Source organism: Gordonia bronchialis DSM 43247 (assembly GCF_000024785.1).
Classification (GTDB): domain Bacteria; phylum Actinomycetota; class Actinomycetes; order Mycobacteriales; family Mycobacteriaceae; genus Gordonia; species Gordonia bronchialis.
Map to the genome: position 1 here is coordinate 5175411 of NC_013441.1, position 26593 is coordinate 5202003.

22 protein-coding genes are annotated in these 26593 nt (G+C 68.6%); 14 read left to right on the plus strand and 8 right to left on the minus strand.

Features of this window, described 5'->3' with window-relative positions; translation table 11 throughout:
• The first annotated feature begins 30 nt into the window (after positions 1-30).
• On the plus strand, positions 31-1335 hold the full coding sequence (locus GBRO_RS23965; protein WP_012836418.1) for an MFS transporter: 1305 nt from the start codon (positions 31-33) through the stop codon (positions 1333-1335).
• Between the two features lie 32 nt (positions 1336-1367).
• Here the strand turns inward: GBRO_RS23965 and GBRO_RS23970 are convergent, their stop codons facing one another.
• Positions 1368-1919 carry a hypothetical protein gene (locus GBRO_RS23970; protein ID WP_012836419.1) on the minus strand — a complete coding sequence of 184 codons (552 nt, stop codon included), beginning with the start codon at positions 1917-1919 and terminating at the stop codon, positions 1368-1370.
• Between the two features lie 102 nt (positions 1920-2021).
• Between GBRO_RS23970 and GBRO_RS23975 the strand changes: the two genes are divergently transcribed.
• Positions 2022-3113 carry an aminotransferase class V-fold PLP-dependent enzyme gene (locus GBRO_RS23975; RefSeq protein WP_012836420.1) on the plus strand — a complete coding sequence of 364 codons (1092 nt, stop codon included), beginning with the start codon at positions 2022-2024 and terminating at the stop codon, positions 3111-3113.
• 89 nt (positions 3114-3202) lie between these two features.
• Here GBRO_RS23975 and GBRO_RS23980 read toward each other — a convergent pair whose 3' ends face one another.
• Both GBRO_RS23980 and GBRO_RS23985 read right to left on the minus strand, forming a co-directional pair.
• A complete protein-coding gene (locus GBRO_RS23980; RefSeq protein ID WP_012836421.1) occupies positions 3203-4735 on the minus strand; it encodes a glycerol-3-phosphate dehydrogenase/oxidase in 1533 nt (510 codons plus the stop codon).
• A complete protein-coding gene (locus GBRO_RS23985) occupies positions 4732-5367 on the minus strand; it encodes a TetR/AcrR family transcriptional regulator (RefSeq protein ID WP_012836422.1) in 636 nt (211 codons plus the stop codon). Before GBRO_RS23985 ends, GBRO_RS23980 begins: the two co-directional genes overlap by 4 nt.
• 55 nt (positions 5368-5422) lie before the next feature.
• Between GBRO_RS23985 and GBRO_RS23990 the strand changes: the two genes are divergently transcribed.
• A complete protein-coding gene (locus tag GBRO_RS23990; RefSeq protein WP_012836423.1) occupies positions 5423-6343 on the plus strand; it encodes a diacylglycerol/lipid kinase family protein in 921 nt (306 codons plus the stop codon).
• A gap of 171 nt (positions 6344-6514) precedes the next feature.
• On the opposite strand, the gene GBRO_RS23995 is transcribed toward GBRO_RS23990, so the two are convergent.
• Positions 6515-7984 (minus strand): CCA tRNA nucleotidyltransferase, encoded by a 1470-nt coding sequence (locus GBRO_RS23995; RefSeq protein WP_012836424.1) that lies wholly within the window; start codon positions 7982-7984, stop codon positions 6515-6517.
• Positions 7985-8099: 115 nt separating this feature from the next.
• Here GBRO_RS23995 and GBRO_RS24000 point away from each other — a divergent pair, with 115 nt between their 5' ends.
• The 3 genes from GBRO_RS24000 to GBRO_RS24010 all read left to right on the plus strand — a co-directional run bounded on the left by GBRO_RS24000 (position 8100) and on the right by GBRO_RS24010 (position 16052).
• A complete protein-coding gene (locus GBRO_RS24000) occupies positions 8100-9326 on the plus strand; it encodes an NUDIX hydrolase (RefSeq protein ID WP_041920079.1) in 1227 nt (408 codons plus the stop codon).
• Positions 9319-12036, plus strand: coding sequence for a DUF6049 family protein (locus GBRO_RS24005; protein WP_012836426.1), 2718 nt, complete (start codon positions 9319-9321; stop codon positions 12034-12036). The genes GBRO_RS24000 and GBRO_RS24005 overlap by 8 nt, the downstream gene beginning before the upstream one ends.
• A gap of 356 nt (positions 12037-12392) precedes the next feature.
• Positions 12393-16052, plus strand: a complete 3660-nt coding sequence (locus GBRO_RS24010; protein WP_012836427.1) for a murein biosynthesis integral membrane protein MurJ — start codon at positions 12393-12395, stop codon at positions 16050-16052.
• Positions 16053-16076: 24 nt separating this feature from the next.
• On the opposite strand, the gene GBRO_RS24015 is transcribed toward GBRO_RS24010, so the two are convergent.
• Together GBRO_RS24015 and GBRO_RS24020 are read right to left on the minus strand one after the other, a co-directional pair.
• Positions 16077-17075, minus strand: coding sequence for an alpha/beta hydrolase family protein (locus GBRO_RS24015; RefSeq protein WP_012836428.1), 999 nt, complete (start codon positions 17073-17075; stop codon positions 16077-16079).
• Positions 17076-17160: 85 nt separating this feature from the next.
• The gene (locus GBRO_RS24020) at positions 17161-18132 is read right to left on the minus strand and encodes a sterol desaturase family protein (RefSeq protein WP_012836429.1); all 972 of its coding nucleotides are present in this window, start codon (positions 18130-18132) and stop codon (positions 17161-17163) included.
• Positions 18133-18254: 122 nt separating this feature from the next.
• Here GBRO_RS24020 and GBRO_RS24025 point away from each other — a divergent pair, with 122 nt between their 5' ends.
• The 3 genes from GBRO_RS24025 to GBRO_RS24035 all read left to right on the plus strand — a co-directional run bounded on the left by GBRO_RS24025 (position 18255) and on the right by GBRO_RS24035 (position 20250).
• Complete coding sequence (locus GBRO_RS24025; RefSeq protein ID WP_012836430.1) at positions 18255-18941, plus strand: TetR/AcrR family transcriptional regulator; 687 nt, start codon at positions 18255-18257, stop codon at positions 18939-18941.
• Between the two features lie 4 nt (positions 18942-18945).
• A complete protein-coding gene (locus tag GBRO_RS24030; protein WP_012836431.1) occupies positions 18946-19320 on the plus strand; it encodes a DUF2834 domain-containing protein in 375 nt (124 codons plus the stop codon).
• A 78-nt stretch (positions 19321-19398) separates the two neighbouring features.
• Positions 19399-20250, plus strand: coding sequence for an oxygenase MpaB family protein (locus GBRO_RS24035; protein ID WP_041920080.1), 852 nt, complete (start codon positions 19399-19401; stop codon positions 20248-20250).
• A 9-nt stretch (positions 20251-20259) separates the two neighbouring features.
• Here the strand turns inward: GBRO_RS24035 and GBRO_RS24040 are convergent, their stop codons facing one another.
• The gene (locus tag GBRO_RS24040) at positions 20260-20901 is read right to left on the minus strand and encodes a GNAT family N-acetyltransferase (protein ID WP_012836433.1); all 642 of its coding nucleotides are present in this window, start codon (positions 20899-20901) and stop codon (positions 20260-20262) included.
• 485 nt (positions 20902-21386) lie between these two features.
• Between GBRO_RS24040 and sigM the strand changes: the two genes are divergently transcribed.
• From sigM to GBRO_RS24065, 5 genes are all read left to right on the plus strand, one after another.
• Entirely contained in the window at positions 21387-21977 is a 591-nt protein-coding gene (gene sigM, locus GBRO_RS24045) for an RNA polymerase sigma factor SigM (protein WP_012836435.1), read from the plus strand.
• Positions 21978-22066: 89 nt separating this feature from the next.
• A complete protein-coding gene (locus GBRO_RS24050; protein ID WP_223372920.1) occupies positions 22067-22831 on the plus strand; it encodes an anti-sigma factor family protein in 765 nt (254 codons plus the stop codon).
• Between the two features lie 136 nt (positions 22832-22967).
• Positions 22968-23960: a thioredoxin-disulfide reductase gene (gene trxB, locus GBRO_RS24055; protein ID WP_012836437.1), complete on the plus strand. Its 993-nt coding sequence runs from the start codon at positions 22968-22970 to the stop codon at positions 23958-23960.
• A 56-nt stretch (positions 23961-24016) separates the two neighbouring features.
• Complete coding sequence (trxA, locus tag GBRO_RS24060; RefSeq protein WP_012836438.1) at positions 24017-24355, plus strand: thioredoxin; 339 nt, start codon at positions 24017-24019, stop codon at positions 24353-24355.
• A gap of 129 nt (positions 24356-24484) precedes the next feature.
• On the plus strand, positions 24485-25675 hold the full coding sequence (locus GBRO_RS24065; protein ID WP_012836439.1) for an N-acetylmuramoyl-L-alanine amidase: 1191 nt from the start codon (positions 24485-24487) through the stop codon (positions 25673-25675).
• A 48-nt stretch (positions 25676-25723) separates the two neighbouring features.
• Here GBRO_RS24065 and GBRO_RS24070 read toward each other — a convergent pair whose 3' ends face one another.
• Positions 25724-26524, minus strand: coding sequence for a hypothetical protein (locus GBRO_RS24070; protein WP_041920081.1), 801 nt, complete (start codon positions 26522-26524; stop codon positions 25724-25726).
• Positions 26525-26593 lie beyond the last annotated feature (69 nt).

The window sequence follows — 26593 nt, forward strand, 5'->3', positions numbered from 1 at the left end:
GGCACCCGTGTGGGTCGGTACTCTGGATCGGTGATCTCCTCCCGGTCCCGGCACTCTCGGGGCTGGCGCATATTCGTCGATTCGCTGCGTCACTCCCCAGGTCTCGGCCGGCTGCTCGCGGTCCGGCTGTCCAGTCAGATCACCGACGGGATCTTCCAGGCCGCGCTCGTCGGCGGCATCCTGTTCAACCCCGAACGGCACGCCGATCCGCTCGCGGTGGCCGGTGGTCTCGCGGTGCTGCTGCTGCCGTATTCGCTGATCGGTCCGTTCGCCGGTGCCCTGCTTGATCACTGGGACCGGCGCAATGTCCTGATGTACGCGAACCTGCTGCGCGCGGCCATCATCGTCCTGGTGGCGACCGCCATCGCGGCGGGCGCCCCGGACACGGTGGTGCTGGTCGGAGCGCTCGCGGTCACCGGAGCGAGCCGCTTTGTCGCCGCCGGCCTGTCCGCGGGACTTCCGCATGTGGCCCATCGTGAGGTGATCGTGGCGATCAACGCGTTGTTCACCACCCTGGGCGGGGCGATGCTGACCGTGGGGCTCGGTGTGACCCTGGGGTTGCGCGCCATCTTCGGCGACGACAACTCCGGCAGCGCGTGGACGATGGCGTCCGGGGTGGTGATGGCCATCGTCGCCGGCGGTCTGGCGCATCGGTTCGCGCCGCTGCAACTCGGCCCCGACCAACCCGACGACCCGGGACGATCGGCCTTTCACGCTGTGTCGGTGGGTCTGCTGCACGGTGCGCGGGCCGTCGCACACTGCCGGCCGGCGGCCGCCGCGTTGTCGGCAATCGGCGCGCACCGGCTGGTGTTCGGGATGAACACCCTGATGATCCTGGTGATCGCGCGACACATCGGATCGGGTGACGGTGTGGACAGACTCAGCCTGGTGGTCGGCTTCACCGGTGCCGGGGCCCTCGTCGCGGCAGTCCTTACGCCGGTCGTGGTCGCGCGGTTCGGTCGGCGGACCACGCTCATCGCGGCTCTCGCCGTGGGTGCGTGCGCAGAACTCACCGTCCTGTCCTTCGACTTCGCGATCATCTGCGCTGCCGCACTCGTCCTCGGACTGATCGGCCAGGTGGCCAAACTGTGCGGAGACGTGGCCATGCAGGTCGACATCGACGACACGGTCCGCGGGCAGGTGTTTTCCGTGCAGGACGCCGTGTTCAACATCGCCTACGTGGGGGCGGTGGCGATCGCGGCGCTGGTCATCCCGCCCGACGGACGCGCCACCTGGCTGGTCGTCTTCGGCGTGCTGCTCTACCTGGCCGGGATCGTGGTGGTCGCGGTTCTGCATCGTCACCGGCCGGTGCCCGCGCCGGCCGTGGCGCGCTAGGGAGGCCACACCTGGTCGCCGGCCGATCGCGGTCACGGCCGGAAGCGGGGATCACGGCTGTCGTAGCAGGCGTCGGCGCGGCCGTCGCCGTCGAGATCGACGAGGACGTGGTCGAAATGACCGTCACCGTCGACGTCGACGTATAGGCGATCCGGTGTGATCCGTCCGCTGCCAGCGGGTCCCTCGAGTCGGGCGTCGACCTGTCCGTCGCCGTCGATGTCGAGATCGGCACCGGTGTCCGGCGATGACGGTGGCGGTTGCCCGGGTGGTGGGTGGCGCGGTGGGGGTTGCCGGGGGCCGGTGTCCAGCCCCTCGCGCTCGACGCGACTGTCCCACAAGCCTTTTCCACCGTCCCGAAAGAATGCGTCGTACTCGCCGTCGTCGTCGAGGTCGAGGACGCTGACATCGGCGACGCCGTCGCCGTCGGTGTCCCACATCGCATCGTCACGACGGCCGTCACCGTCGAAGTCGAGGAGCACGGCGTCCGGAATCCCGTCGTGGTTCAGGTCGGCGTCGGCCACCGAGGTCCAGGTGGTGGTGGACCCGTCGCCGGGCCCGAAGAGGTACTCGATCACCGGGTCCATGCAGGGTTCGACGCAGCGCGCGCCGGTTCGGTTCCCTCGGCTCGCCCGCAATCCCGCACCGGGTGGGTCCCGCGCGCCGGCCACCGGGTAGGTTCAGGGCCTATGTACGTGAGCGAACTCGGCGAACAATGGCACGCGGCCCGGGTGCAGCCGGCCTTCGCTCACCTGGACTCCGCGGCCGCGGGCAGGTCGTCGGACGCCGTGATCGAGGCGATCTCCGCGCATCTCTGGCGTGAATCCGCACGTGGCTCCTACATCGCCGCCGAGGAGGTGGCCGACGAGATCGCGCGCGACAAACGCGATCTGGCGTCGCTGATCGGGCACGCCACCGGTGAGCTCGCATTCCGGGAGAGTGCCCGCGCCGCGCTGCGTGCGCTGCTCACCCACTGGCAGCTGCCCATCGCGTCGACGGTCTGGGTGGCCAAGAACGAGTTCGGTCCCAACCTCGTCGAATTCGAGCGGCGGGGCTTCGCCGTGCGCACGTTGCCCGACGCCGACGTCTACGGCCACGTGGACGTCGACGCGCTCGAGAACATGCTGCAGTTCGAGCAGCCCGACTTCTTGCACATCTGTCACATCGGCTCGATGTCCGGTGTGGTGCAACCGGTCTCGAGGATCGTCGAGATCGCCCACGACGCCGGCGTACCGGTGGTGGTGGACATGGCGCAGGCAGCCGGGCACGTACCCACCGTGACCGGGGCGGACGTGGTCTACGGCACCAGCCGCAAGTGGCTGACCGGACCGCGCGGCGTCGGCTTCGTGGCCGTCCGGCGGGACTCGTTGCGCCCGGTGGAGATCGACAGCTCGGAGGCCTTTGTGGCCGGCCGCCTCGGACTCGGCGTCGCGGTACGCGAGGTCCTCGCGATCGGACAGCAGCGGGTGTTCCGCGAACTCGCCGCGATCGGACAAGCCACCCGCGAACGACTCCACGGCATCGCCAGCTGGGAGGTCCTCGAGCCGATCGATGAACCGTCGGCCATCGTCACCCTCGCCCCGCCGCCCGGTTGGCAGGCCGAGGACCTGATCGCCGCCCGGGACAAGCTGCTCTCGCTCGGCATCCTGGTGACCGCCGCCGAACCCTGGCGCGCGCCGCTGGCGACCGAACAGGCGGTGCTTCGTCTCAGCCCGCACCTCGACCTTCGGCGCGAGGACCTCGACCGGGTCGCCGACGCCCTGCGCACCATGGGGTACTGACCCGAGCACCGTCGTGGGTGCGGCATCGTCGGGTTGCGGGGCGCGACGGCTCAACCAGCACAAGGGCGGCCCGCAGGCCGGCGGGCGGATCAACGATCCGCGGCAACCTCGCCCACGATCTCGCTGACGGCTCCCCATGCCGCCTTCGCGTCGGTGTCGACGAGTCCGATCCTGGTGCGGCGGTGGATGATGTCGTCGGTGTCCAGGGCGCCCTCGTGGGTCAGGGCGAACTCGATCTCGGCACGGGTGACGTCGATGCCGTCGACGACCGGATCGAGCGGCCGCGGCAATCGGGCCTTCTCGATGACGGTCGGCGCCTCCGCACCGAAGCGCTCCACCAGGGAGGCCGGCAGACCGGCGACCTCCCGAGTTCCGACGGCGCCGACGAGCGGCGTCACCGTGGTGATGCAGTCGCCGGCGGACAGGCGGCCGGTCGCGACGGCGGTGTCCACGGCGTCCTGGGCCATCCGCCGATAGGTGGTGAGCTTGCCGCCGATGACGCTGATCAGCGTGTCGTCGGTGATCTGCACACGGTGCCGGCGTGACACGTCGGCCAGCTCACCGTGCGCGCCCGCGACCGGGTCACCGATCAGCGGCCGCAGGCCGGCGAAGGTGCCGATGATGTCGGCGCGTGAGAGTGGTTGTTGCAGAGCGCCGTTGATCGTCTCGAGCAGGAAATCGATCTCGGCGCCGTCGGGTTGGGGCTGATCGGAGACCGGGCCCGGCGCGTCGACGTCGGTCACCCCGACGTACACGCGCCCGAGTTGTGCGGGCAGGGCGAACACGAAGCGCGACACCGATCCCGATACGGGGACGGTCAGCGCCGCACTCGGATACCCGAGCCGTTCCGCGTCGAATACCAGATGCGTGCCGCGACTGGGCCGTACGGAGATCGTCCGGTCCACATCCGGAGCCCAGACGCCGGTCGCGTTGATGACCGTGCGGGCTCGCACCTCGAAGCTTTCGCCGGTGCGGACATCGGTGAGCGTGGCACCCCGGCCGTCGACGGCGGTGGCCCGGGTGAAGGTACAGATGGTCGCACCGAAGGCGGCTGCGGTGCGTGCCGCCGCGACGACGAGTCGGGCGTCGTCGACGAGTTGCCCATCGGTGGACGAGATCCCGCCCCGCAATCCGGTGCGGCGCACTGTCGGGCACCGGCCGAGTACTTCCATCGCCGACATCGCGGCCGGCGGTGGGAGCACCGACGACGGGGTGCCGGCGTTGCGGCGCAACAGGTCTCCCGCCCGGAACCCCGCGCGCATCAGCGCGGTGGATCGACGCGGGCCGGCGTCGGGAATGACCTGCCGCAGCGGCCGGATGAGATGCGGGGCAATGGTCGTCATCAGATGATGGCGCTCCACCGCGCTTTCGCGAGCGATGCCCAGCTGGCCGGTCGCCAGGTAGCGCAATCCGCCGTGGACAAGTTTGCTGCTCCATCGCGAGGTGCCCGAGGCCAGGTCGCCGGCGTCCACCAGCGCAACCTGCAGGCCGCGGGTTGCGGCGTCGAGAGCTGCTCCGACGCCGGTGATCCCGCCGCCGATGACGAGGACATCCAGCGGCTCGCGCCGGTCGGCGAGCCGGCGCAGATCGGCTCCCCGTCGGAGGGCGGTCAGTGCGCTCACGCCGGTTCGCCATCCTCCGGAACAGATACGGCGGCAACGCTATCCGGAGTCTGGAGATAACCGGCGATGACGTGGCGCAGTTCTGGTCGCCAGTCGTCGGCGAGGATGTCGGAGACCAATGCACCCGACTGCAGGAACGACTGCGCGATCAACAGCACCATGGCAGCCATCTGTTTGGTGTCGCCGGGACGCACCAGAGCACGGGTCTGGGCCTGCGCGAGCAGATCGGCCAGCAGCGCGAGCACGCCCTGCTGGCTGGTGCCGAGACGCTCGAACATATAGGGCGCCATGAAGTCTCGCTGCTCCTGCCACAACGACGAGATGAGCTGATTGGCGCGCAGGGCGGCGACCACCTCGACGATCGCGCCGGGTAGGTCGTCGATGCCGGGTCCGGCCGACGAGTCGGTGAGTCGGCCGCCGACGACCCCCTCTACGGTGCCGAGCACCTCGCGGGTCAACAGCGTCCGGACGATTCCGGTGATGTCGAGCCACCGTCGATAGACGGTCGGACGGCTGACCCCGGCCTCGCGGGCGACCTCGGAGACCGTTACCCGACGACCCGCGCTCCGGATCAGACAACGTCGGGCGGCGTCGAGGACGAGATCGCCGATCTCCTCGTTACGGATTGACATGATGTGTAACACTGTAACGCATGATCTCCCCGTCGAGACAACGGCGGTGCCGGCCATGAGACCGGCCGCGCCCGAACATGTGACGCTCCTGGTCAACCCGTCCGCCCGTCACGGGGCCGGCGCCCGGGTCGCCGAAGACGCTGCTCGCGCGTTGCGCGACGCCGGTGTGCACATCGACGTGCTCGTCGGCCACGACGCGGTGGAGGCCGCCGACCTGGCCGGCAAGGCTGCCCGCGGCAGCAGCGACGCGCTGGCTGTGGTCGGTGGTGACGGCACCGTCCGGCTCGCGGTCGAGGCCACCATCGGCACCGGCACCCCACTCGCGGTGATCCCGGCCGGCAGCGGCAACGACGTCGCTCGCACCCTCGGTATCCCCCTCGGCGATCCGCGGGCGGCCGCCGAGGTGATCGTCGGTGGTCATCGCCGACAGATGGATCTGGGCCGGGTGACCTTCCCCGACGGTCGCAGCGCCCTGTTCACCACCGTCGCCGCCACCGGTTTCGACGCCTCGGTCACCGAACGCGCGATCGGGATGTCCTGGCCACGCGGTCAGGCGCGGTACACGATCGCCGCGATGCGCGAACTCGCCGAACTCCGGTCCCGGTACTACCAGGTGCGCGTGGACGACGAGCGTGTCGAGGGTGACGTCGTGTTCGCGGCGGTCGGCAACACCACCTCCTACGGCGGCGGCATGCAGATCACGCCGAACGCATCGATCGCCGACGGCCTGCTCGACGTGACCCTGGCCCACCGGCCCGCGCGGTTCGCCCGGGCAACGATGGCCCGTGTGTTCCCGAAGGTGTTCTCCGGCAAGCACATCACCCATCCGACGGTGCTCACGATGCGCGGTCGTGAGGTGGAGCTGTACTGCGATCCGCCCGCCCTGGTGTCGGTTGACGGTGACCTCGTCGGGATGCTGCCGGCGGTCTTCGAGGCGGTGCCCGACGCCGTCGAGGTGTTTGTCCCGAGGCACTGACCGCGCGGTGACATGGCGCGGGGTCGGCTTCGATACGCACCCCCGGGGGTGCGCTCTGGTGGTCGCGGACGTTGTCGGGTTGCGAGTGGACGTTCGACGCGCGGCGGCTCGTTCCTCGCCGTCGCGGCTCGACCAGCTGTCACGTAGCCCCCAGCAAGGGGAAGCATCAGCTCAGCCCTGTCGTGCCGCCCACCACTCACGCAGCGCGTCCTCCGCTTCTTCGTGGCTGAGTGGTCCGCGGTCCAGGCGAAGCTCTTTCAGGTACCGCCAGGCCTCCCCGACCAGCGGGCCCGGCGGTAGCCCGAGCAGTTCCATGATGGCGTTGCCGTCGAGGTCGGGCCGGACGCGATCAAGATCCTCGGCCGCCGCGAGGTCGGCGATGCGCTGCTCGAGGTGGTCGTAGTTCTGTTGCAGTCGCCGGGCGCGTCTCTTGTTGCGCGTCGTGCAGTCCGCGCGGACGAGTTTGTGCAGACGTCCGAGTAGGGGTCCGGCGTCGGTGACATAGCGGCGGACCGCCGAGTCGGTCCAGGTGCCGTCGCCGTATCCGTGGAAGCGCAGGTGCAGGTAGACCAGATCGGCCACGTCGGAGACGACCGCCTTCGGATACTTCAGTGCCCGCATCCGCTTGCGGACCATCTTGGCGCCGACGACCTCGTGATGATGGAAGCTCACCCCGCCGCCGGGCTCGTGGCGGCGCGTGGCCGGTTTACCGATGTCGTGCAGGAGTGCCGCCCATCGCAGCACGAGGTCGGGGTCGCCCTCTTCGAGGTCGATGGCCTGCCGCAACACCGTCAGCGAATGCTGGTAGACGTCCTTGTGCTGGTGATGTTCGTCGATGGTGAGTTTCATCCCGGGAACCTCGGGCAGGACGTGCTGGGCGAGCCCGGTCTCCACCATGGCGTCGATGGCATCGATCGGGTACTCACCGCAGATCAGCTTGTCGAGTTCCATTCGGACCCGCTCGGCGGTGATGCGCTCGATCTGATCGGCCATCCGGGTGATGGCGTCGGCGACGCGCGGGGCGAGCCGGAAGCCGAGCTGCGAGATGAAGCGCACCGCGCGCAGCATGCGCAGCGGGTCGTCGCCGAAGGAGTCCTCCGGGGCCGCCGGGGTGTCGATGACGCCGGCGAGCAGCGCGGTCACCCCATCGAGCGGATCGAGCAGGTCCTGCGCGCCGTCGGCGTCGACACGCACCGCCATGGCGTTGATGGTGAAGTCGCGCCGGACGAGATCACCGTCGAGCGTGTCCCCGAAGGTGACCTCGGGATTGCGTCCGACCCGGTCGTAGGCGTCGGCACGGAAGGTGGTGATCTCGATCATGGCTTCGCCCTTGCGGACGCCGACGGTACCGAATTCGATACCCACGTCCCAGATCGCGTCGGCCCATCCGCCGACGAGTTCGAGGATCTGTTCCGGGCGCGCATCGGTGGTGAAGTCCAGGTCGTTGCCGAGTCGGCCCAGGATCGCGTCGCGGACCGATCCGCCCACCAGATAGAGCTCGTGACCGGCGTCGGTGAAGAGCGCACCGAGCGGTCCGAGGACGTCCCCGAGCCCCCGCAGGGTCACCGCGCCGGCGGCGAGCAGGCGGGTTCTGCGGTCCGGATCCGTCGCTGGCGATCCGGGCGCGGTGGAGTCTGTCACGGCTTGCCACCCTACCGTCGCCGACCGGCCGGGCCGTGACCGCCGAGTCATCTGGGCGTCCACACGCGCCGGACTCCGGGCAAACAGCAGGTGACCAGCAGCTAGCATCGTGACTGTGTCCACCGATCCCTCGACCAACCCTTCAGACGTCAGTCGCGACGTCGTCCGGGGTGGTCGGGCGGCAGGTCAGCCCGAGGACACCGCCACCACGCCGGCCCACCCGGGTCAACAGCCCGGTGCCGGCCGCAACCGCAACCGCCGCGGCCGTCGTCGGCGCGGCGGACGTAAGGGCGAAGCACGCACTCCCGAGCGGCAGCCGCCGGACAGCCCCCAGCGCGCCGGCCTGCCCACCACGCCGACCACGGCACCGCCATCGGATTCGGCCCCGCCCTCCCCGACGCGCCCGCCGGCGGGACCGGCCGGGGCGACCTCCGCGGGGACCACACCCGACGCCGCGCAGCGACCCGACTCGGTTCCGACGCCCAACGATCTGGCCCGTGGTCGACGACGCGGTGCGACGCCGGTGCCCGACCCTGATCGCGTGGCGGCCTCGGTGGATCGTCTCCCGGTGGATCCCGACCGTCCGCGGCCGCGCGTCACCCCGCCCAAACCGTCGGACCTGGTGTCGGTGACGGCGACGATCACCAAGACCGGCCTGACCGCGGCGGCCAAACCGTCGGGGAAGAAGCGTCGGCGTCCGCCTCGCCCGGAACGGCCGAACGGCGAGCGGCTGCGGACCGTGCGGGAAACCTCGGCGGGTGGGTTGGTGATCTCTGACCTCGACCTTCCCGTCGACGAGCTGTCCGCCGCCCTGATCGGCCGGGTGGACCGGCGCGGTCGGATGATGTGGTCGTTGCCGAAGGGCCACATCGAAACCGGGGAGACCGCCGAGCAAACCGCCATCCGCGAGGTGGCCGAGGAAACCGGCATCCACGGCACCGTGGTGGCCCCGCTCGGCAAGATTGACTATTGGTTCGTCAGTGAAGGCCGCCGTATCCACAAGACGGTGCACCACTATCTACTGCGCAGCGTCGGCGGCGAATTGTCCGACGCCGACTACGAGGTCAGCGAGGTCGCGTGGGTGCCGTTGCACGAGCTGCCACGTCGGCTCACGTACTCTGACGAGCGGCGACTGGCCCGGATGGCCCGCGGCGTGATCGCCGATCTCGCCGCAGACCCGCACCGCCTGGCCAAGTCGGAGGCCGACAGTATCCGCACCGAACCCAACGCCTATGAGAAAGCCGCAGCCGCGCGCAATCAGCGCCGTAACGAGACGCCGCCACCGGTCCGGTCTCGTCGTCGGCGACGCCGTTCGCGCAGGCCGTCGGCGGGCGATGGCTGACGGCCTCGGGCGGCTGCAGCGACGACGACGCACCCGTGCGCCCGGGCGTGGTGTCGCCCTGCTCGCAGCGCTTCTGCTGACCGCGCTGATCGCGGCGCCGAGCACCGCGCAACCCGCCGGCACCGACGAGCGGATCTCCTTCGCGCGGATCGTCGTCGATACCCTGACCCCGACGATCGTGACCACCACCAGCGCCCCGGTGGTGACGGTGGCCGGTCACGTCGACAACACCAGTGACCGCACCGTCCGAGACCTGACGATCCGGCTCGAACGCGGTGCCGCGGTGACCTCGGCCGCCGGATTGCGCAGCAGCCTGGCCGTCGATCATCCGCCTGTCGCTGCTGCGGGCGGGTTCCGGCGTCTCACCGACACCCTGGCACCGGGTGGGCGGGCCGACTTCACCATCACGATGCCGCTCTCGACCGCCGACGGTCTGCAGATCTCGCGGCCCGGCGTGTATCCACTGCAGGTCAACGTCAACGGCGTCCCGGATTACGGCAGCACCGCACAGGTCGCCGGGTCGCGCACGCTGCTTCCGGTGCTGTCACTGCCACCCGACGCCGATCGGGCGAGTGGCTATGTCCAACCGGCGACGGAGGACTCCGGCACCACCGACGATGACATCCCCGGCCTGGGACCGGACGGCTCGGTGTCGGCGAATCTGTCGAGCCCCGCGCGGATGACGATGCTGTGGCCGCTGGCCGCTCCCCCGCAACTCGCCGCGGGAGTGCTGGGTGCGGGTACCGAGCCGGTGCGTCTGATCAGCGAGGACCTGGCCCGTTCCCTGGGTGACGGTGGCCGGCTGGCGAACCTGCTGGCCGCGCTGAGTGCGGTCGTCGGAAGCCCGCCGCCGGGCACCAGCGGAACGTCGGAGTCCACCGGGGACTCCGGGTCGGACAGCAGCGAACCCAACTCCCCTCAGCCGCCACCGGCCGCTGCCCCGCTGGCGGGCGGGCTGTGTCTGGCCATCGATTCCGATCTGCTCGTCACGGTGCGGGCGATGTCGCTCGGATACGTGGTGTCGACCGATCCGGGCGACCCTCGCTCGTCGACGGTCGAGGGCACCGGCAGTGACACCGCGACGCGCTGGCTGGCCGAGCTGCGCCGGGTCGCGTCGAAGCTGTGTGTCGTCGCGCTGCCGTTCGCCCAGGTCGATCTCACCTCGCTGGCCCGCGTCGGCAACACCGCCCTGAGTGCGGCCGCCCTCACCTCCCCGGCCGACGTCGTCGACGCGATCCTCGGTGTCCGCAGCATCCGGAATCTGGCCGTCCCGGCGGTGGGCGCCATCGACGCGGACGGCGCGGGCGTCCTGACCGGCGCGCGAGTACCCGGGGTCGCGGTGAGCACCGGTTCGATCCGGCCGCAATCACAACCCGACGACGGCGGGCTCTACCGCCTCGACGGTCTGGGTGTGGCCACCTACGAGGCCCCCATCACGGCCGCGCTCGGCGGCCTGGGCACCTCCCCCTCGATCCCCACCATCACACCGGCCGATCAGGTCGTCGACCTGGCCGCGGAGTCCGACCTCAGCCGTCGTCAGGCCGCCCTCGCCGCGCTGGCCTACCCGGCGATCTCCGCGCCGCTGAGCCCGCGCCCCGGGTCACCGTCGTCCGACGACGATGCCGCGACACCGGTAGCCGGCCGCGGAGCGCTCATCGTGCCGCCGACGTACTGGTCACCGACCGTCGCCGACGCCGACGCTCTCTTCGACACCGCCCGCCTGCTGGTGGATGCCGGTGCGGCGAGCGCGGAGTCGTTCCCGTCGCTCGTCGAGGCGGTAGAGCGGGCCCGTACCCCCGCACGATTACGCAACCCACCCGGCGTCGGTCCGATCTCGCGGCTGAGTTCGGTACTGACGCCGACGACCACCGCCGCCATCCGCGACGACGCCGAGACGAGCTGGCAGTTGCAGGGGTCGCTGGTGTCCTCCGCCGACGTCGACGCCACGCCCGAACGCTATCTCTCCCCGTTGCGCGAGGATCTGCTGCGGGCGATGCGCAGCCCGGATGTCGCCGGTGAGCCGGCACGCGCCTACCTCACCGGGCAGCAGAGTCAACGGGTGTCCGCGGTGTCATCGACGCTGCAGGGCATGCGCTCACAGGTGACGATCCTGGATCCGGGTGGCCGCTACACCCTGGCGTCCGAACGCAGCCCGCTGCTGCTGGTGGTGCGCAACGACCTCGATCTGCCGGTGCGGGTGAAGATCGCCACGACCGGTCCGGCTGATCTGGACGTCGGTGACGTGGGCGTCGTCGAGATCCCCGCCAACGGCACCCGGCAGATCCAATTGCCTACGCGCGCAGAGTCTTCCGAGGCGACATCGGTGGTGATCACCTTGTCGACGGTGACCGGCCTGCCGCTGGGTGAGCCGATCACGCTCTCGCTGCGGTCCAATGCCTACGGCCGGGTGCTGTTCATCGTCACCATCGTGGCGGGTGTCGCGCTGGTGCTGCTCACCGCGCGCCGGCTGTGGCACCGGTTCCGCGGTGAGCCCGACCCGGCCGACCTCGACCGCCCGGAGCCCGACGAGCTGGAACGACTCCTCGCCGGCAGCAGCTATCAGGAACGACGCCGTACCCTGCAACACGAGGAGGAACGACTGTTCGACGACCCGCCGGACCCCCACGCGGACACCGGGGTGGCCGCCGAATCGGTCACCGACACCGGCGACTCCGGCGACACCACGAGCGGGACGGCCGGTCCGCGATGAGCGATCGGAACAGGACTTCGGACATGCACGACGACCCGCGCGACCGTGGCCGACGGCAACCGCCGTCTGCGGGTCGGGCGGTACCAAATCGTGCGGTACCAAATTCTGGGGTGCCCGATCGTGCGGTACCGGATCAGGACCGGCACGACCCTGATCGGGCCCTCCCGCGTCGGATCCCACCGCGCGGACCGGTTCGCGGGGCCACTCCCCTGGCCGGGCCGGTGGGCGCCCAGCCGCCCCTCTCGGGTCGCCCCCCCGGGCCCGGGCAACTGCCACGTCCGTCCGGTGCTCGTTCCGGGCCACCGCGGCAGACGCGCGTCCCCTCCGCGGCCCACCCGGCCCGGCCCGCCCAACAGGTGATCCCCGAACGGCCCGGGCCCACCGTCACCGACGACGAAGAATCCTCCACCGGACTCGCCCGCGACTCCGATTCGAGCATTCTGCGGACCAGCGGTTCCATCGCGCTGGCGACCCTGTTCAGCCGCATCACCGGATTCGTCCGCACGGTCCTCATCCTGGCGCTGCTCGGCGCGACGGTGGCCTCCGCATTCCAGGCCGCCGACGTCCTGCCGAACATGATCGCCGAGGTGCTGCTCGGCGCGGTCCTCACCGCCATCGTCATCCCGCTGCTGGCGCGCGCGGAAGCCGAGGACGCCGACCAGGGCGCGTCGTTCATCAACAAGATCTTCACGCTGACCGTCGTGGTCCTCGGTATCGGGACCGTGGTCGCGATCGCCGCGGCACCGCTGCTGACCTCACTGAACGTCGACAACGACGCATTGCGGCCGCTGGCCACCGGGCTCGCGTACTTCCTGCTTGTCGAGATTCTCTTCTACGGGCTGACCGCCCTGTTCATCGCGATCCTCAACCTGCGCGGCTACTTCAAGCCGGGTGCCTGGGCACCGGTGCTCAACAACGTCATCCAGATCTCCGCGCTGATCACCTACTCGCTGATGCCCGGCGAACTCACCCTCAACCCGGTGCGGATGACCGATCCCCAGTTGCTGGTGATCGGCGTCGGCTGCGCGCTGGGTGTGGTGATGCAGGCCGTCATCCTGCTGCCCTTCCTGCGTCGCGCGGGTGTCCGGCTGCGTTTCGAGTGGGGCCTGGATGCGCGTCTGCGCAAGTTCGGCAACATGGCGCTGGCCGTGGTCTGCTACGTCGCGGTCCTGCAGGTGGGGTTGGTCATCACCTACCGGATCGCGTCGGCCGCCTCGGATTCCGGTATCAGCATCTACTTCACCCACTGGCAGTTGCTGCAACTGCCCTACGGGGTGCTCGGGGTCACCATCCTCACCGCCATCATGCCGAGGCTCTCGCGCAACGCAGCCGCCGACGACACCAAGGCCGTGGTCGACGATCTGTCGCTGGCCACTCGCCTCACCACCGTCGCGCTGGTGCCGGTGGTCGCGTTCATGACGTTCTTCGGCCCGGCCCTGGCGATCGCGGTGTTCAACTTCGGCCGCTTCGACGCCACCACCGCCGACCAGCTCGGTTCGGTGCTGGCCTGGGGTGCGTTCACCCTCATTCCCTACTCGATGACCCTGGTTCAGCTGCGCGTGTTCTACGCGCGGGAGGACGCCTGGACGCCGACGCTGATGGTGCTGGGCATCACCGCGGTCAAGGTGGTGTCGTCGTATCTGGGTCCGGTGCTGTTCGACGACCCCGACCTCGTGGTGCGCTGGGTCGCCCTGTCCAACGGCCTCGGCTATCTGGTGGGCGCCGTCGTCGGGCATTACCTGCTGCGCAAGCGTCTGGGTTATCGGAGCCTGCTGCACGTGACGCGCACGATGCTGCTCACCATCGCGGTGTCGGTGGCGGTGGCCGCGGTGGTGTGGACGGCATCCGAGCTGTCCGGGTTGCATCACCTCGTCGACGAGGCCGGCAAGATCGGGTCACTGGCCTACCTGGTGCTGACCGCGGCGGTGACGCTCGGCGTGATCTACGCACTGCTCGCCGCGCTGGGCGTGCCGGATGTGGTGTCCATCGGGAACACGGTGCGCCGCCTGCTCGGTCGGTTCATCCCGGCGCTCGCACCGCCTCCCGATCCGCAACCAGAGCGTTCCGCAACGATCACGGTTCAGTTCCCGCGCGTCACCGACGACGAGTCGCTCCCGTACTCTGGTCAGGTGCAGGTGCTGCGCCGGTTTGACCGGGGCACCGCCACCTGGCAGTCCTATTCGGTGCACTCCGGCGGGGCCGCCGGTAACCGGGACGCGCCGCGGCTGCACGCCGTTCCGCGCCCCCCGGCGCCGCCCCGTGACATGCGCTATCGGAGGAAAGGAGTTCGACGCGTGAGCGAGAGCGAGGTCGACACCACATCGCCGTCCCCCGATCCCACCACCCCGGAACCGCCCTCGGCCGATCACACCGAATCTGCCTCTCCCACCGCCACATCGGGAGCCGCCGGCCGCGACGCCGCCCCCACCCCACCGGATACCACCCCATCGGCCCCCGGTCCGCGGCGGCCGCGTGGACCGCGCCTGGTGCCCGGTGCCGCCGTCGCCGGCGGACGCTACCGATTGCTCGATCACCACGGCGGCACACGCGGACTGCAGTTCTGGCGTGCGCTCGACGTCAACCTGGACCGCAACGTCGCGCTCACCTTCGTCGACGCCGATCAGCTCGCCCCACCGCCGGAGCGCGGCGTCGCGGTCAAGACCTCCGATCAGGGTCCGCAGGCGGTTTTGTCGCGCACTCTGCTTCTGGGACAGGTGAATTCCGACGGCGTGGCCCGAGTGCTCGACGTGGTGCGCGGCTCGTCGGGTGGCATCGTCGTCACCGAATGGGTCGAGGGTTCCTCGTTGGCCGACGTCGCCGCATCCGGGCCCTCGCCGATCGGTGCCGCACGGGCGGTCCGCTCGCTCGCCGCGGCCGCGGAGATCGCACACCGTTCTGGTGGCGCCCTGTCGATCGATCATCCCGATCGCATCCGCATCAGCAACGACGGCAACGCCGTCCTCGCTTTCCCTGGCACCCTCGCCGGTGACGACAAGGCCTCTGACGTCCGCGGCCTCGGTGCGGTGCTCTACGCACTGCTGCTCAACCGCTGGCCGTTGGATGGTCCGTCCGGGTCCCGGCTGGTCACCACCGACGACACCACCGAGCCGGTCGGCGGATTGCCGATCGCCCGTCCGGGCGCCGACGGGGCACCCATCGAACCCCGGGAAGCCAACTCCGACATTCCTTTCGAGATCTCTGCTGTCGCCGCTCGGGCGCTCGACGGAACGCGCGGTATCCGTACTGCCGCCACCGTGCAGCACGTACTGGATCAGGCAACGGTGCTCGATCTCAACACCGACATGCTGCCGGCCATCGGACGCGACGACGACCCGCCGGTGTCGGTCACCACCCGCTCCGACACCGGCGAGGATCCGCGCAAGCGCCGCAACGTCGGGCTGCTGGTCGGCGCCGGGTTGCTGGCAGTGTTCCTCGTCATCGCGCTGGTGGTGTGGGCGTCGAACATCTTCGGCGGTGACGACGGATCCTCGGACATCGATTCGATCATCACCAGCAGCGCCCCGCCGTCGACCCCTGCACCGCCGGGAACCGCTGCACCACAAGCGGGTACACCGGTCGCACTGCGTTCGGTGACGGTCAAGGACTTCTCCAGCCAGCCACCGGATCCGTCGGCGAACGTCGGCAATGTCATCAGCGGCGCACCGCCGGCGTGGCGTACCGATCCCTACGACCGGACACCCAACTTCGGCGGCCTCAAGGACGGACTGGGGTTGATGTTCGACCTCGGCACCCAGCAGGCCGTCAAGACGGTGACGATCCGCACCTCGACTCCGGGCTACTCGGTGTCCATCAGGACCGCGCCGGGCGCGAACCCGTTGTTCACCCAGACCACCGAAGTCGCCTCCGGCACAGTCGATCAGCCGGTCACCACACTGACCGTCGCCAACCCCCAGGCGAGCCGCTTCGTCATGGTGTGGATCACCTCGCTACCGCCGACAGCCAATCCGTCGGGCCGCTACCAGGCCGAGGTGGCCCAGGTCAGCATGACCTCCTGACCAACAGCATTTGCCTCGCCACCACTACCGCGGCCAGTGGGTCCGGACTTCCTCCAGAGACTTGCGGGAGAAGCGGGTGACGATGTCGAGGATCTGTACGTAAGCGGCGGTGCCCGGTTGGGCGACCGATCCGTGATTGGCACCGGGCGCCACGACGAGTTGTCCGGCCCCGCCGGCCCGGTGGACCGCATCGATGTATCGTGCCGAAAGATCGACGGGTACAAGACGATCCCGGTCACCGTGGATGGCCACGACGGGTAACCGCGGGTTGATCAGCGCCATCGGATCCACCGCTCGGTAGCGATCCGGGACCTCGGTGGGAGTGCCACCGAGTACGGCGACGATGCGGTTGTTCCCGTGCACGGCCGCATACGTCATGTCCAGGGGTCCGGCGACCGTGACCACCCGCGACGGCGAGAACCGCGGCTTGCCACCGATCTCCACCGCGGCTCGGCGACCACGGCCACCGAGCCAGGCTGCGAGTTGTCCGCCGGAACTGTATCCGAGGACAAGTGCGGTGGCGAGGTCGAGTCGGCGATCCGAGTGGGCGAGGTCGACGAGATGGTCGACAGCATCGGCGACATCGGTGAAGGTGGTCGGCCAGCCGCCACCCGATCCGACGCGGCGATACTCTATGTTGTACACGGCGAATCCCCGGTGCACGAGGTCGATGGCGAAGGGATGCATCATCGTCAGATCGATTGCCGACTTCCAGGAACCGCCGTGCACCAGCACGATTACGCGCAACCGATCCGACGTGTCGGTACCCGTCGGGAGGTAGAGATCGGCGACGTTCTGGGCGGGGTCGCCGGTACGGCGGGTGGGGTAGTGGATCCGGGTGACCGTGTACCCATTGACCTCTCGCTCGTCTGCGGCTGCGAGCGGTCCGTTGTCCGCCCGGTGGACTGGCGCCGACGACGGATGTCCGAGCGGCGCTCCGGCGTCGGGAGCACAGGCGGTGAGCAGGCCGGCCACGGTGAGGACAGCGAGCAATCCGGCACGCGTGTCCGGACCGATGCTCACCGTCGTGAGATTACTCCGTGCAGTGCCGCGGCGACTGCGAAGTCCTTTCCCCAGATGGTGTTGTACGGCTGGAGCGATTCTCAGCTCAGGCGGCGGTGGTGGGACTCGCGTCGTCGAGGAGGCTCACCGACTCGGTCTGCCTCCGCGATATGGGCGCCGGGGAGGGGGTGGCCGACCAGCCGGGCGGACCGAACAGGTAGCCCATGCGGTTGCGAAAACCTCTCGCGGCGCGCACATCTCGCGCGATTGCGACGTACTCGTGGGTTTGCAGCCGCCAGATGTTGTAAGTATCGACCGGCTTGGTGAGGCCGTAGGTGGGGCGCTTTGCCTCCGCGGTGAACGTCCCGAACATGCGGTCCCAGACGATGAAGGTGCCGCCATAGTTGCGGTCGAGGTACTCGGTGTCACTGCCGTGATGCACCCGATGGTGCGACGGTGTGTTGAAGACGAATTCGATAGGCGCCCAGAGTTTTCCCACCCGCTCGGTGTGAATCCAGAACTGGTAGACGAGATTGGCTGAGTAGACCGCGAACACGACGGCCGGCGGGACGCCCAGCAGGGGGAGTGGCAGCCACATCACCAGTCCCGCACTGTTGTTCCACTTCTGCCGCAGTGCGGTGGTGAAGTTGAAGTACTCACTGGAGTGGTGTGCCTGATGAGTGGCCCAGACCAACCGGACACGATGAGCCAACCGGTGCTCCCAGTAGAACAGGAAATCCAGTGCCACAAAGGCGATGAGCCACGTCCACCACGCGCCCGCGGGCAGATGCCAGGGTGCGACGTACGCGAAGAGTGCGGTGTAGGCGAGCAGGCCGAGGAGCTTCCAGCCGGCGCTGGTGGCGATCGACACGAGACCCATCGAGAGACTCGCCCGCGAATCGCGCCAGTTGTAGGTCCCCGGCTCCGACGACGCGCGTACCTCACGCTGGGAGGGACGCTCGGTCTCGGTGTGCTCCAGCTTCCACGCGGCCAGCCATTCCAGGGTGAGCATGACGACGAAGAACGGGATGGCCAGCACCGTGGGCTCCCGCATGGCCTCCGGCAGGAAGTCCAGCATGTCCTCTCCTCACGTCATCTGACACGACTTCGAGTCAGATTGCGAATTTCTGACACGGTAGCATGTCAGATGCGTGTGGTCCAGATCTGTGACCGAGGTACACGCCGGGGACGAGGAGGATCGTGAGCGAACCGGAGGGTCGCCGCTACGCCGGGGCCGACGCCGACCTACGACGCGAGCGGCGGCGCGCCGAACTCATCGCGTCCGGGCTGGAGTTGTTCGGTACCGAGGGGTTTCGCGCCGTCTCGGTGAAGAAGGTCTGCGACCACGCCGGCCTCACCCAGCGCTATTTCTATGAGTCCTTCGCCGACCGGTCTGCCCTCCTCGCCGGTGTCTACGAGGACTGTGTGGCCTTCGCCCGATCCGCGGTACTGAACGCGGCGGGATCGGCGGGGGGAAGCGAGGGGAGTGGCGTGGCCGCCGACGACGTCCCTGCGGTGGCCCGCGCCGCGCTGGGCGCGTTCATCGGCGCACTCGCCGAGAACCCCCGTCGCGCGCGGGTGATGCTGGTCGAGGTCGTCGGCGTCGATCAGGATCTGGAACGCCTACGGCTCACCGCTATTCACGGCTGGGCGGACCTGATCCTGATGCTGGCGCGCGGTGAGGAGCGCAGTGGTCGCGCAGAGCGACTGGCGTCCATCGCCCTCGTCGGTGCCGTCACCCAGCTGCTCGTCGACTGGTACACCAGCCACACCCAGGGCCTCGGTTCCGACGACTCGGCCGACGAGTCGCTGTTCGACCTGGACGCGATTCTCGACGTCAGCGTCGAACTGTTCACCGACGCCTATGCACGCTGGCTGGCACCATGACGATATGACCACCCAACTCCCGCAGACCTCGCATTCGCCGTCGCCGATTCGGGAACGCTCGCTGCTCGCAGTGTTCCTCGCCGCCTTCGTCACCCAGAACGCCATCGCCATCCCCTACGTGCGGGAGAACGGATGGCGTTCGGTCGCAGACTTTTTCGGTGGCGACATCCTCAAGACCACACCCGGCCGTTTCGCCATGGTCGACCTCACCTATGTCGTGGTGGCCTTCCACCTGTGGGCCGTCGTGGAGGCCAAGAATCTCGGGATCCTGCGCTGGTGGATCGCGTCGGTGATCCTGACGTTCGGTGTCGGTATCGCCACCGCGATCCCGTTCTTCTTCCTCGTCCGCGAGCGTGCGCTCCGCGTGGCGGCAAGCTGATCGTCGTAGACCAACCATTGCGCAGGCCCGCACCGAGCCCCATTCTGATAACGGTCGTATTCAGATAGGGGACGCGCGATGACATACGGGACTCGCATGTCACGGGCCAAGATGGACCATATCGACAGCACCCTGTTCGCACGGTCGCTGCTGTCGATGGGACAGACGATGAGCACCGCGAACGTGATCATGCAACTCGCCAACCCGGCCATCGGCTACGGCGTCGCACGGAGCACCGTGGAAAGCGGGCGGCTCGACCGTCATACGGTCAAACGCGCCCGCACCACCGCGTCGTACCTCGCGGTGGCCGCCATGGGCAACGCCGACGACCGCCGCCGTTTTCGTCAGGCGGTGAATCGTCAACACGCACAGGTTCGTTCGGATGCGGACAGTCCGGTCGAGTACAACGCGATGGACCCCGGGTTGCAGCTGTGGGTAGCAGCCTGCCTGTACATGGGCTGGGAGGACATCTACACGCGAGTGCACGGGCCGCTGTCCGGGGCGCGACGTGAGAAGTTTTACCAGCAGGGCAAGGTGTGCGGAACCACGCTGCAGATGCCGGCCGAACTCTGGCCGGCCGATCGCGATGCGTTCACGACCTACTGGAACGAGCAGACCATCCGCCTGCGCATCGACGACGAGGTACGCGAATTCCTGCTCGGCATAGCACATTTCGGCTACGCACCGACCTGGGTACAGAAGCGGTACGGGCCGGTCAAGTATCGCCGCACCATCGGCTACCTACCGGAGCCCTTCCGCGAAGCACTGCGGGTGGACTGGACGCCGGCCGATCAGCGGTGGTTTGACGAGTACATCGCCGCACAGGTCGCCCGTGAACGCCGTAAACCACTGTGGTTGTCCCAGTTGAGTTTCCGAATCCTGCTGTGGGATGTCCGGGCGCGGGAACGGCTCGGTCGGCCGCTCGTATGATCCGCTCGGTCACTCGGGCGCGAGGAGAACGGTGAACATGACCTGCGCCGCCAGGACGAATCCGAGGGACTCGTAGAGCCGGATCGCATTGACGTTGGTGCCGTCGGCGTGCAGGAACGGCGTGTCGCCGCGAGCACGAATCCCATGGCCGAGCGCGCGCACGATCCGCGCGGCCAGTCCGTGCCCCCGATAGGCGGGATCGGTACAGACAGCACTGATCTCGGTCCAGCCGGGCGGCCGCATCCGCTCACCGCCCATCGCGACCAGCCGGCCATCACGGCGGATACCGAGGTAGGTCCCCAGCTCGACGGTGCGTTGCGCGAACGGCCCGGGTCTGGTGCGCCGCACGAGGTCCAGCATCTCGGGTACATCGTCGGAGGTGAGGATCACCGCCTCGTCGTCGGGCATTGCATCGAGACCGTCGTCGACCATCTGCACGCCCGGCAACGACATCGTGGTCGTCCACCCGGAGGGAGCATCCACCTCGACGACGGGCAAGAACAACGATCCGCCGGGACCGACGAGGTCTCGCGCATTCGCCCAATCCGGTGGGGAAGGGTCGGTGGGCAACGCCGCGATGGGACTCATCGAGGACGGGTACCGCATGGCCGATCCCCGACGCTCGGCGAGATGAGCCTGCGGTCCGCTCAAGGCCGCGAGTGCGGGGTTGCTCAGCGGCGTCGTCCCGATCCGCCTGCCACCGGCACCCTCCCCGCGCGTGTCGCCACCCCTCCCATCCACATGCAAACCGTACCGAACGTCGCATGGCCGCACCCTCTGCCGCACAGCCGTTCTCCGATCATCTGAATAGGCTCACCCCATGGACTGGATTGGCATCGTCCGACCCGACGCCGAAGCCGGCACCGGGGCTCCGCGAACAGATGCCGTCGGCGCCGCGCGGTGGGTGATCGCCGCGACTCTCGCGGCGAGTTGAGTGCCGAAGGCCGGGTCTGGTCGGAGACGACCGTTCAGTCCGCCTCCATCGACGAGTTCAGCACGGCCGCCGGGTGCGGCCGGTTCCGATCTCGGTTCGACGTCCCTGGCCATCAGGTGGACTGATCGGACGGGTCCGGCCGACCTGTGCACAACCCGATTTGGCCGCCACTGTGACAAGCACCGTCCATTACGCTCACCCCATGACCCGGGGGAGACGTGCATTACGAAGCGTCACCTCCGACGACGCCGACACCCGCACCGACGAACAACTCCTCACCGCCCACACCACCGGCGACCCGGACGCGTTCACCACCCTGATCCACCGCCACCTGCCCTACCTGTGGTCCGTGGCCCTGCGCACCACCGGTAACCACGACGACGCGGCCGACGCACTCCAAGATGCGTTGCTCAGCGCCCACCGCTCGGCACCCAACTTCCGTGCCGATGCAAAGGTGCAAAGTTGGCTGCACCGCATCCTGGTCAACTCCTGCCTCGATTCCTACCGCCGCTCCCGAGCGCGCCCGACCATCCCGCTACCCACCTGGGAGGTCCCCGAAATGGCCGACACCACCGATCACACTGTGGCCGTTGACCTCTCGATGTCCATCGGCGACGCCCTGACCACCCTCACCGACGGACAACGCGCCGCCATCGTCGCCGTCGACATCGAGGGCTACTCCGTCGCCGAGGCCGCCACCCTCCTCGGCGTCCCGGAAGGAACCATCAAAAGCCGCTGCGCACGAGGCCGGTTGCGCCTGGCCGAAACCCTCGGGCACCTTCGGAGTGAGTGATCCACACAACCCAGGGAACCGAAGACGGGGCGGGTGCGTCCAAGTACACAAGCCGCACACGACCGCGGCACGCCGATGACATCAGATGAATGGAACCAGAGACGATGATCCCGCCGGGAGCAGACCACGATGCACCCTCCGACGGCCCGGGCGACAGAGGCCAGGGGTTTCCCGATCCGCCGTATCCCCCTGAGCTGATCGCCGATCTGCACGCCGGTGTGTTGACCGACGAGCTGTCCGCCCACCTATACGCCAGGATCGCCGACGACCCTGCGGCGCAACGGATTCTGCGCGCACTTGAGGACACCCGGGATCAGCTGCACAACGCGCCGGTCGATCCGGTCGCCCCACCCCGCGATGTCGAGGCGTCGGTGGCGGCAACACTCGCCGGCCTCAGGACACCGTCCACTCCGGCGTCGGACCCGACCAGGGCGGTGCGACGACGCACTCTCGTCACGGTGCTCGCGGCCGCCGCCGTGGTGATCGCAGCGCTCGCGGTCTCCATCGCCATCCTTCGCCCCTCCGACGATGAGTCGACGCCACCCGTTGCCGAACCGACCACCACGCACACGCTCGACGGTGCCGAGCAGGTGTCCGCCCTCTCGGTTCTCGGCCGGACCGACGGTGCACCGTTCGTCTCCATCAATGCGCTTCGTCGGTGCACCTCCGCCAACGGCGTGCCCGCGCAGACCGCGACCGTGGGTTCCGGACCGATCACCGTCGGCGGGCGCCCCGCGGCCGTCATCCTGTTGTCCACGGGTGTCGCGGGCCGATTCGAGGCCCTCGTCGTCGGGCTCGACTGTGACACCAACAACCCGGCCACCGTGTCACGGACGGTCATCGGCGCGGGCTGAGAATCCGCCGACGGACATACACCGCGGTCGCCACCCACCGAACCGGGAACATCTCCGCTTACCCTTGTGTTGAAGCAGCCGTGACGCCGCTCCCACAAGCAGGGGAGAGGCGTCCGACGTCGAGCACGGAGGATGGATGAGCCAGACAGACACGCAGCAGATCCACGACCTGATCATCATCGGATCGGGACCTGCCGGGTACACCGCGGCGGTCTACGCCGCGCGCGCCGATCTGGCGCCGATCGTCTTCGAAGGCACCCAGTTCGGTGGCGCGCTGATGACCACCACCGAGGTGGAGAACTTCCCCGGCTTCCAGAACGGCATCCAGGGCCCCGCGCTCATGGACGAGATGCGGGAACAGGCGTTGCGCTTCGGTGCCGACCTGCGCATGGAGGACGTCGACGCGGTGCGCCTGACCGGTGAGGTCAAAGAGGTCGAGGTCGCCGGCGAGGTTTACCGCGCCCGTGCAGTGATCCTGGCCATGGGTGCCGCGGCCCGCTACCTCGGTGTCGAGGGGGAGCAGTCCCTGCTCGGCCGCGGTGTTTCGGCCTGTGCCACCTGTGACGGCTTCTTCTTCAAGGACCAGGACATCGCCGTCATCGGCGGCGGTGACTCGGCCATGGAGGAGGCCACCTTCCTCACCAAGTTCGCCCGCAGCGTCACGCTGGTCCATCGTCGTGACGAGTTCCGTTCGTCGAAGATCATGCTCGAACGCGCAAAGGCCAACGACAAGATCCGGTTCATCACCAACGCCACCGTCCGCAAGGTCATCGGCGACGGGTCGGTCAGTGGACTCGAACTCGAAGACACCCGGACCGGCGAGACCCGCAACCTCGACGTTACCGGCATGTTCGTCGCCATCGGTCACGACCCGCGCAGCGAACTGGTCCGCGGCCAGGTCGACCTGGACAGCGAAGGCTACGTCCAGGTGCAGGGCCGCACCACCTACACCTCGATTCCCGGGGTGTTCGCCGCCGGTGACCTCGTCGATCACACCTACCGTCAGGCCATCACCGCGGCGGGCAGCGGATGTGCCGCCTCGATCGACGCCGAACGCTGGCTCGCCGAACAGGGCGAGGCGGCCGATCTGACCGTCGTGGCCGACGTAACCGTCGACGCCGGCGCCTGAGCGCGCACAACCCCCGACCGACCCCAACTCTCACGTCCACCGAGGAGGACACCACCATGGGTGCAAACACCGTCGCCGTCAACGACACCACGTTCAAGGACACCGTGCTCGGCTCCGACAAGCCGGTACTCGTCGACTTCTGGGCAACCTGGTGCGGCCCGTGCCGCATGGTCGCACCGGTCCTCGAAGAGATCGCCGGTGACCACGCGGACAAGCTCACCATCGCCAAGCTCGACGTCGACGAGAGCCCCGCGACCGCCCGCGACTTCCAGATCATGTCGATCCCGACGATGATCCTGTTCGAGAACGGTCAGCCGACCAAGACCATCGTCGGCGCCAAGGGCAAAGCCGCGCTGCTGCGTGAACTCGACGCGGTGGTCGGTACCTCCGCCTGACGTCTTCACCTACCGCCCTGGGCAGGCCAGGTCGTATCGTCGCAGGTCAAGGCCTCGGCATCGCCAACATTTGGCGGTGCCGAGGCCACCTGAGAGAATGCAGCCTGACGAAGACGAGGAGTGTGCGAGATGCCATTGTTCCGCCTGGGGGATCACGGATCGGCGGTCGCCGAGATCCGGTCCATCCTGGCCGGTCGGGGCCTGCTCTCCGCTCCGTCGTCCCAGCCCACCGGCCTGACCAATGGCACCCGCAGCGCCGACGGGTGGACCGCACCCGAGGACATCTTCGATGCCGAGACCGACCACGCGGTCCGTGCCTTCCAGCAGGAACGCGGCCTCATCGTCGACGGCATCGTCGGGCCCGCCACATACCGCGCGCTACGTGAGGCCTCTTACAAGCTGGGCACCCGTGTTCTGGCCTTCCGGTTCTCGGCACCCATGGTGGGCGACGACGTCGCCACCCTGCAGAGTCGCCTGCAGAACCTGGGCTACTACACGTCGCTCGTCGACGGCGTCTTCGGCGAGAGTACCGACAATGCGGTACGCCTGTACCAGAGTGAGTATGGACTGTCCTCCGACGGCATTTGCGGGCCGGCCACGCTGCGCTCGCTCGAACGCCTCGGGACCCGGGTCACCGGTGGATCCCCGCACGCGATCCGCGAAGAAGAGCACGTTCGTCGCTCGGGTCCGCGACTGACCGGTAAGAGGATCCTCATCGATCCGGGAACCGGTGGGCTACACCCACTTTCGGTGGGGGAGATCGCCGAGACCGAATCCCGGTTGCTCTGGGATCTCGCGCACCGGCTCGAAGGTCGGATGACCGCCGCGGGCATGGAGACCTTCCTGTCCCACGACGGCCGCGGGCGCCCAACCGATGAAGAACGCGCTCGCGTCGCCAACCTGATGGACGCAGATCTGATGATCTCACTGCGCTGCGGCTACTATCCGAATCCGCTGGCGCACGGCGTCGCATCGTTCTATTTCGGTAACAGCCATGGCTCGTTCTCGACCATCGGACGCAACCTGGCCGGCTTCATCCAGCGTGAAATCGCTGCTCGGACACCACTTGCCGACTGTCGGACACACGAGCGCACGTGGGATCTGTTGCGCCTCACCAGAATGCCGGTGGCGCTCATCGACGTCGGATACATCACCAATCCGGACGACGCAGCGACGCTATCGGATTCGGACTATCGCAACGTCATCGCCGAGGCCATCCTAGTCGCGGTGAAGCGGCTCTATCTGCTCGGCCAGGACGACCGGCCCACCGGTAGCTACACCTTCGCCGAATTGCTTGCCGCCGAAGAGATCTCCCGCTGAGAGATCCCCGGCGGCTTCAGCATCGCTGCGGCCGGGCGTGAACCGCACTCATCCCACCGGCACTGCGGTGCGTTCCCGCCCAGCAAGGTCGATCGCCGCCATCACGACGAGCTTCTCCAGCGCACTCTCCACCTCGAACTTCCAGCCGAGTCCTTCGTCGAGCTCCAGACGGAACCGGGGGAACCGCGGATGGCTGGAGACGACGTCGAAGGCGGAGTCCTTGAGGAATCCAGCGTCGATCATGCACGCCGTACACAGACCGTCCATCGGTCCGTCGAGGATCTCGCGGGCGACGTCGACGATGGACTGATCGGTCCACGCCTCGAGCTCGAGTGCGCTCGGCAACTCCTCAGGTGCCCTGCGTGCCTCCGACGACTGCTGGTCCGGCGTCGGCGAACCTCCGCGGACGAGTCCGAAGGCTTCGACGGCGCGCACCCCGCGTCTGATCAGGTCGGCGAGCACGGCATCGAGGAGCAGTGTCGCCGCCTCCTCGTGTCCGGGCTCGGTGCGGATGCTGGTGAGCAGGACCGCGTCGTGGCTGACCGGGGAGGTGGGGAAGGCGACGGAACGCGGTACCCGATTCGGCGGGGCGTAGAACGCGGTGCCAACGACAGTCTTGGTCGTCGAGTCGATGGCGACCTGACCGCAGGTACCCCACTCCAGCAGCAGCCCGGAGATCCAAGCCTCCTTGTCGAACTCGCTCTCGAAACTTCCCAGATCGGCGAAGACGGCGTCGGCCGACGACCGGTTGGAGTTCGCCGGATCCACTTCCCAGAAGACGCAGCGACGGGTGTGCAGGGGGAGCGACTCGAACGAGTCGAGATCGAGACGCACAATTCCAATACTCACGTCACCACACCTGTCCGGGCGTCGGACGAAACTCGAGATGTGTTCTGTAGCAACTCATCTCGCTGGTCG

Bases quoted from the DNA above. Each gene is read 5' to 3' on its own strand.
- GBRO_RS23970 (WP_012836419.1), bottom strand. From the start codon at position 1,919: ATGGACCCGGTGATCGAGTACCTCTTCGGGCCCGGCGACGGGTCCACC.
- GBRO_RS23975 (WP_012836420.1), top strand. From the start codon at position 2,022: ATGTACGTGAGCGAACTCGGCGAACAATGGCACGCGGCCCGGGTGCAG.
- GBRO_RS23985 (WP_012836422.1), bottom strand. From the start codon at position 5,367: ATGTCAATCCGTAACGAGGAGATCGGCGATCTCGTCCTCGACGCCGCC.
- GBRO_RS23990 (WP_012836423.1), top strand. From the start codon at position 5,423: ATGAGACCGGCCGCGCCCGAACATGTGACGCTCCTGGTCAACCCGTCC.
- GBRO_RS24005 (WP_012836426.1), top strand. From the start codon at position 9,319: ATGGCTGACGGCCTCGGGCGGCTGCAGCGACGACGACGCACCCGTGCG.
- GBRO_RS24020 (WP_012836429.1), bottom strand. From the start codon at position 18,132: ATGCTGGACTTCCTGCCGGAGGCCATGCGGGAGCCCACGGTGCTGGCC.
- GBRO_RS24030 (WP_012836431.1), top strand. From the start codon at position 18,946: ATGACCACCCAACTCCCGCAGACCTCGCATTCGCCGTCGCCGATTCGG.
- GBRO_RS24035 (WP_041920080.1), top strand. From the start codon at position 19,399: ATGACATACGGGACTCGCATGTCACGGGCCAAGATGGACCATATCGAC.
- sigM (WP_012836435.1), top strand. From the start codon at position 21,387: ATGACCCGGGGGAGACGTGCATTACGAAGCGTCACCTCCGACGACGCC.
- GBRO_RS24050 (WP_223372920.1), top strand. From the start codon at position 22,067: ATGGAACCAGAGACGATGATCCCGCCGGGAGCAGACCACGATGCACCC.
- trxB (WP_012836437.1), top strand. From the start codon at position 22,968: ATGAGCCAGACAGACACGCAGCAGATCCACGACCTGATCATCATCGGA.
- trxA (WP_012836438.1), top strand. From the start codon at position 24,017: ATGGGTGCAAACACCGTCGCCGTCAACGACACCACGTTCAAGGACACC.
- GBRO_RS24065 (WP_012836439.1), top strand. From the start codon at position 24,485: ATGCCATTGTTCCGCCTGGGGGATCACGGATCGGCGGTCGCCGAGATC.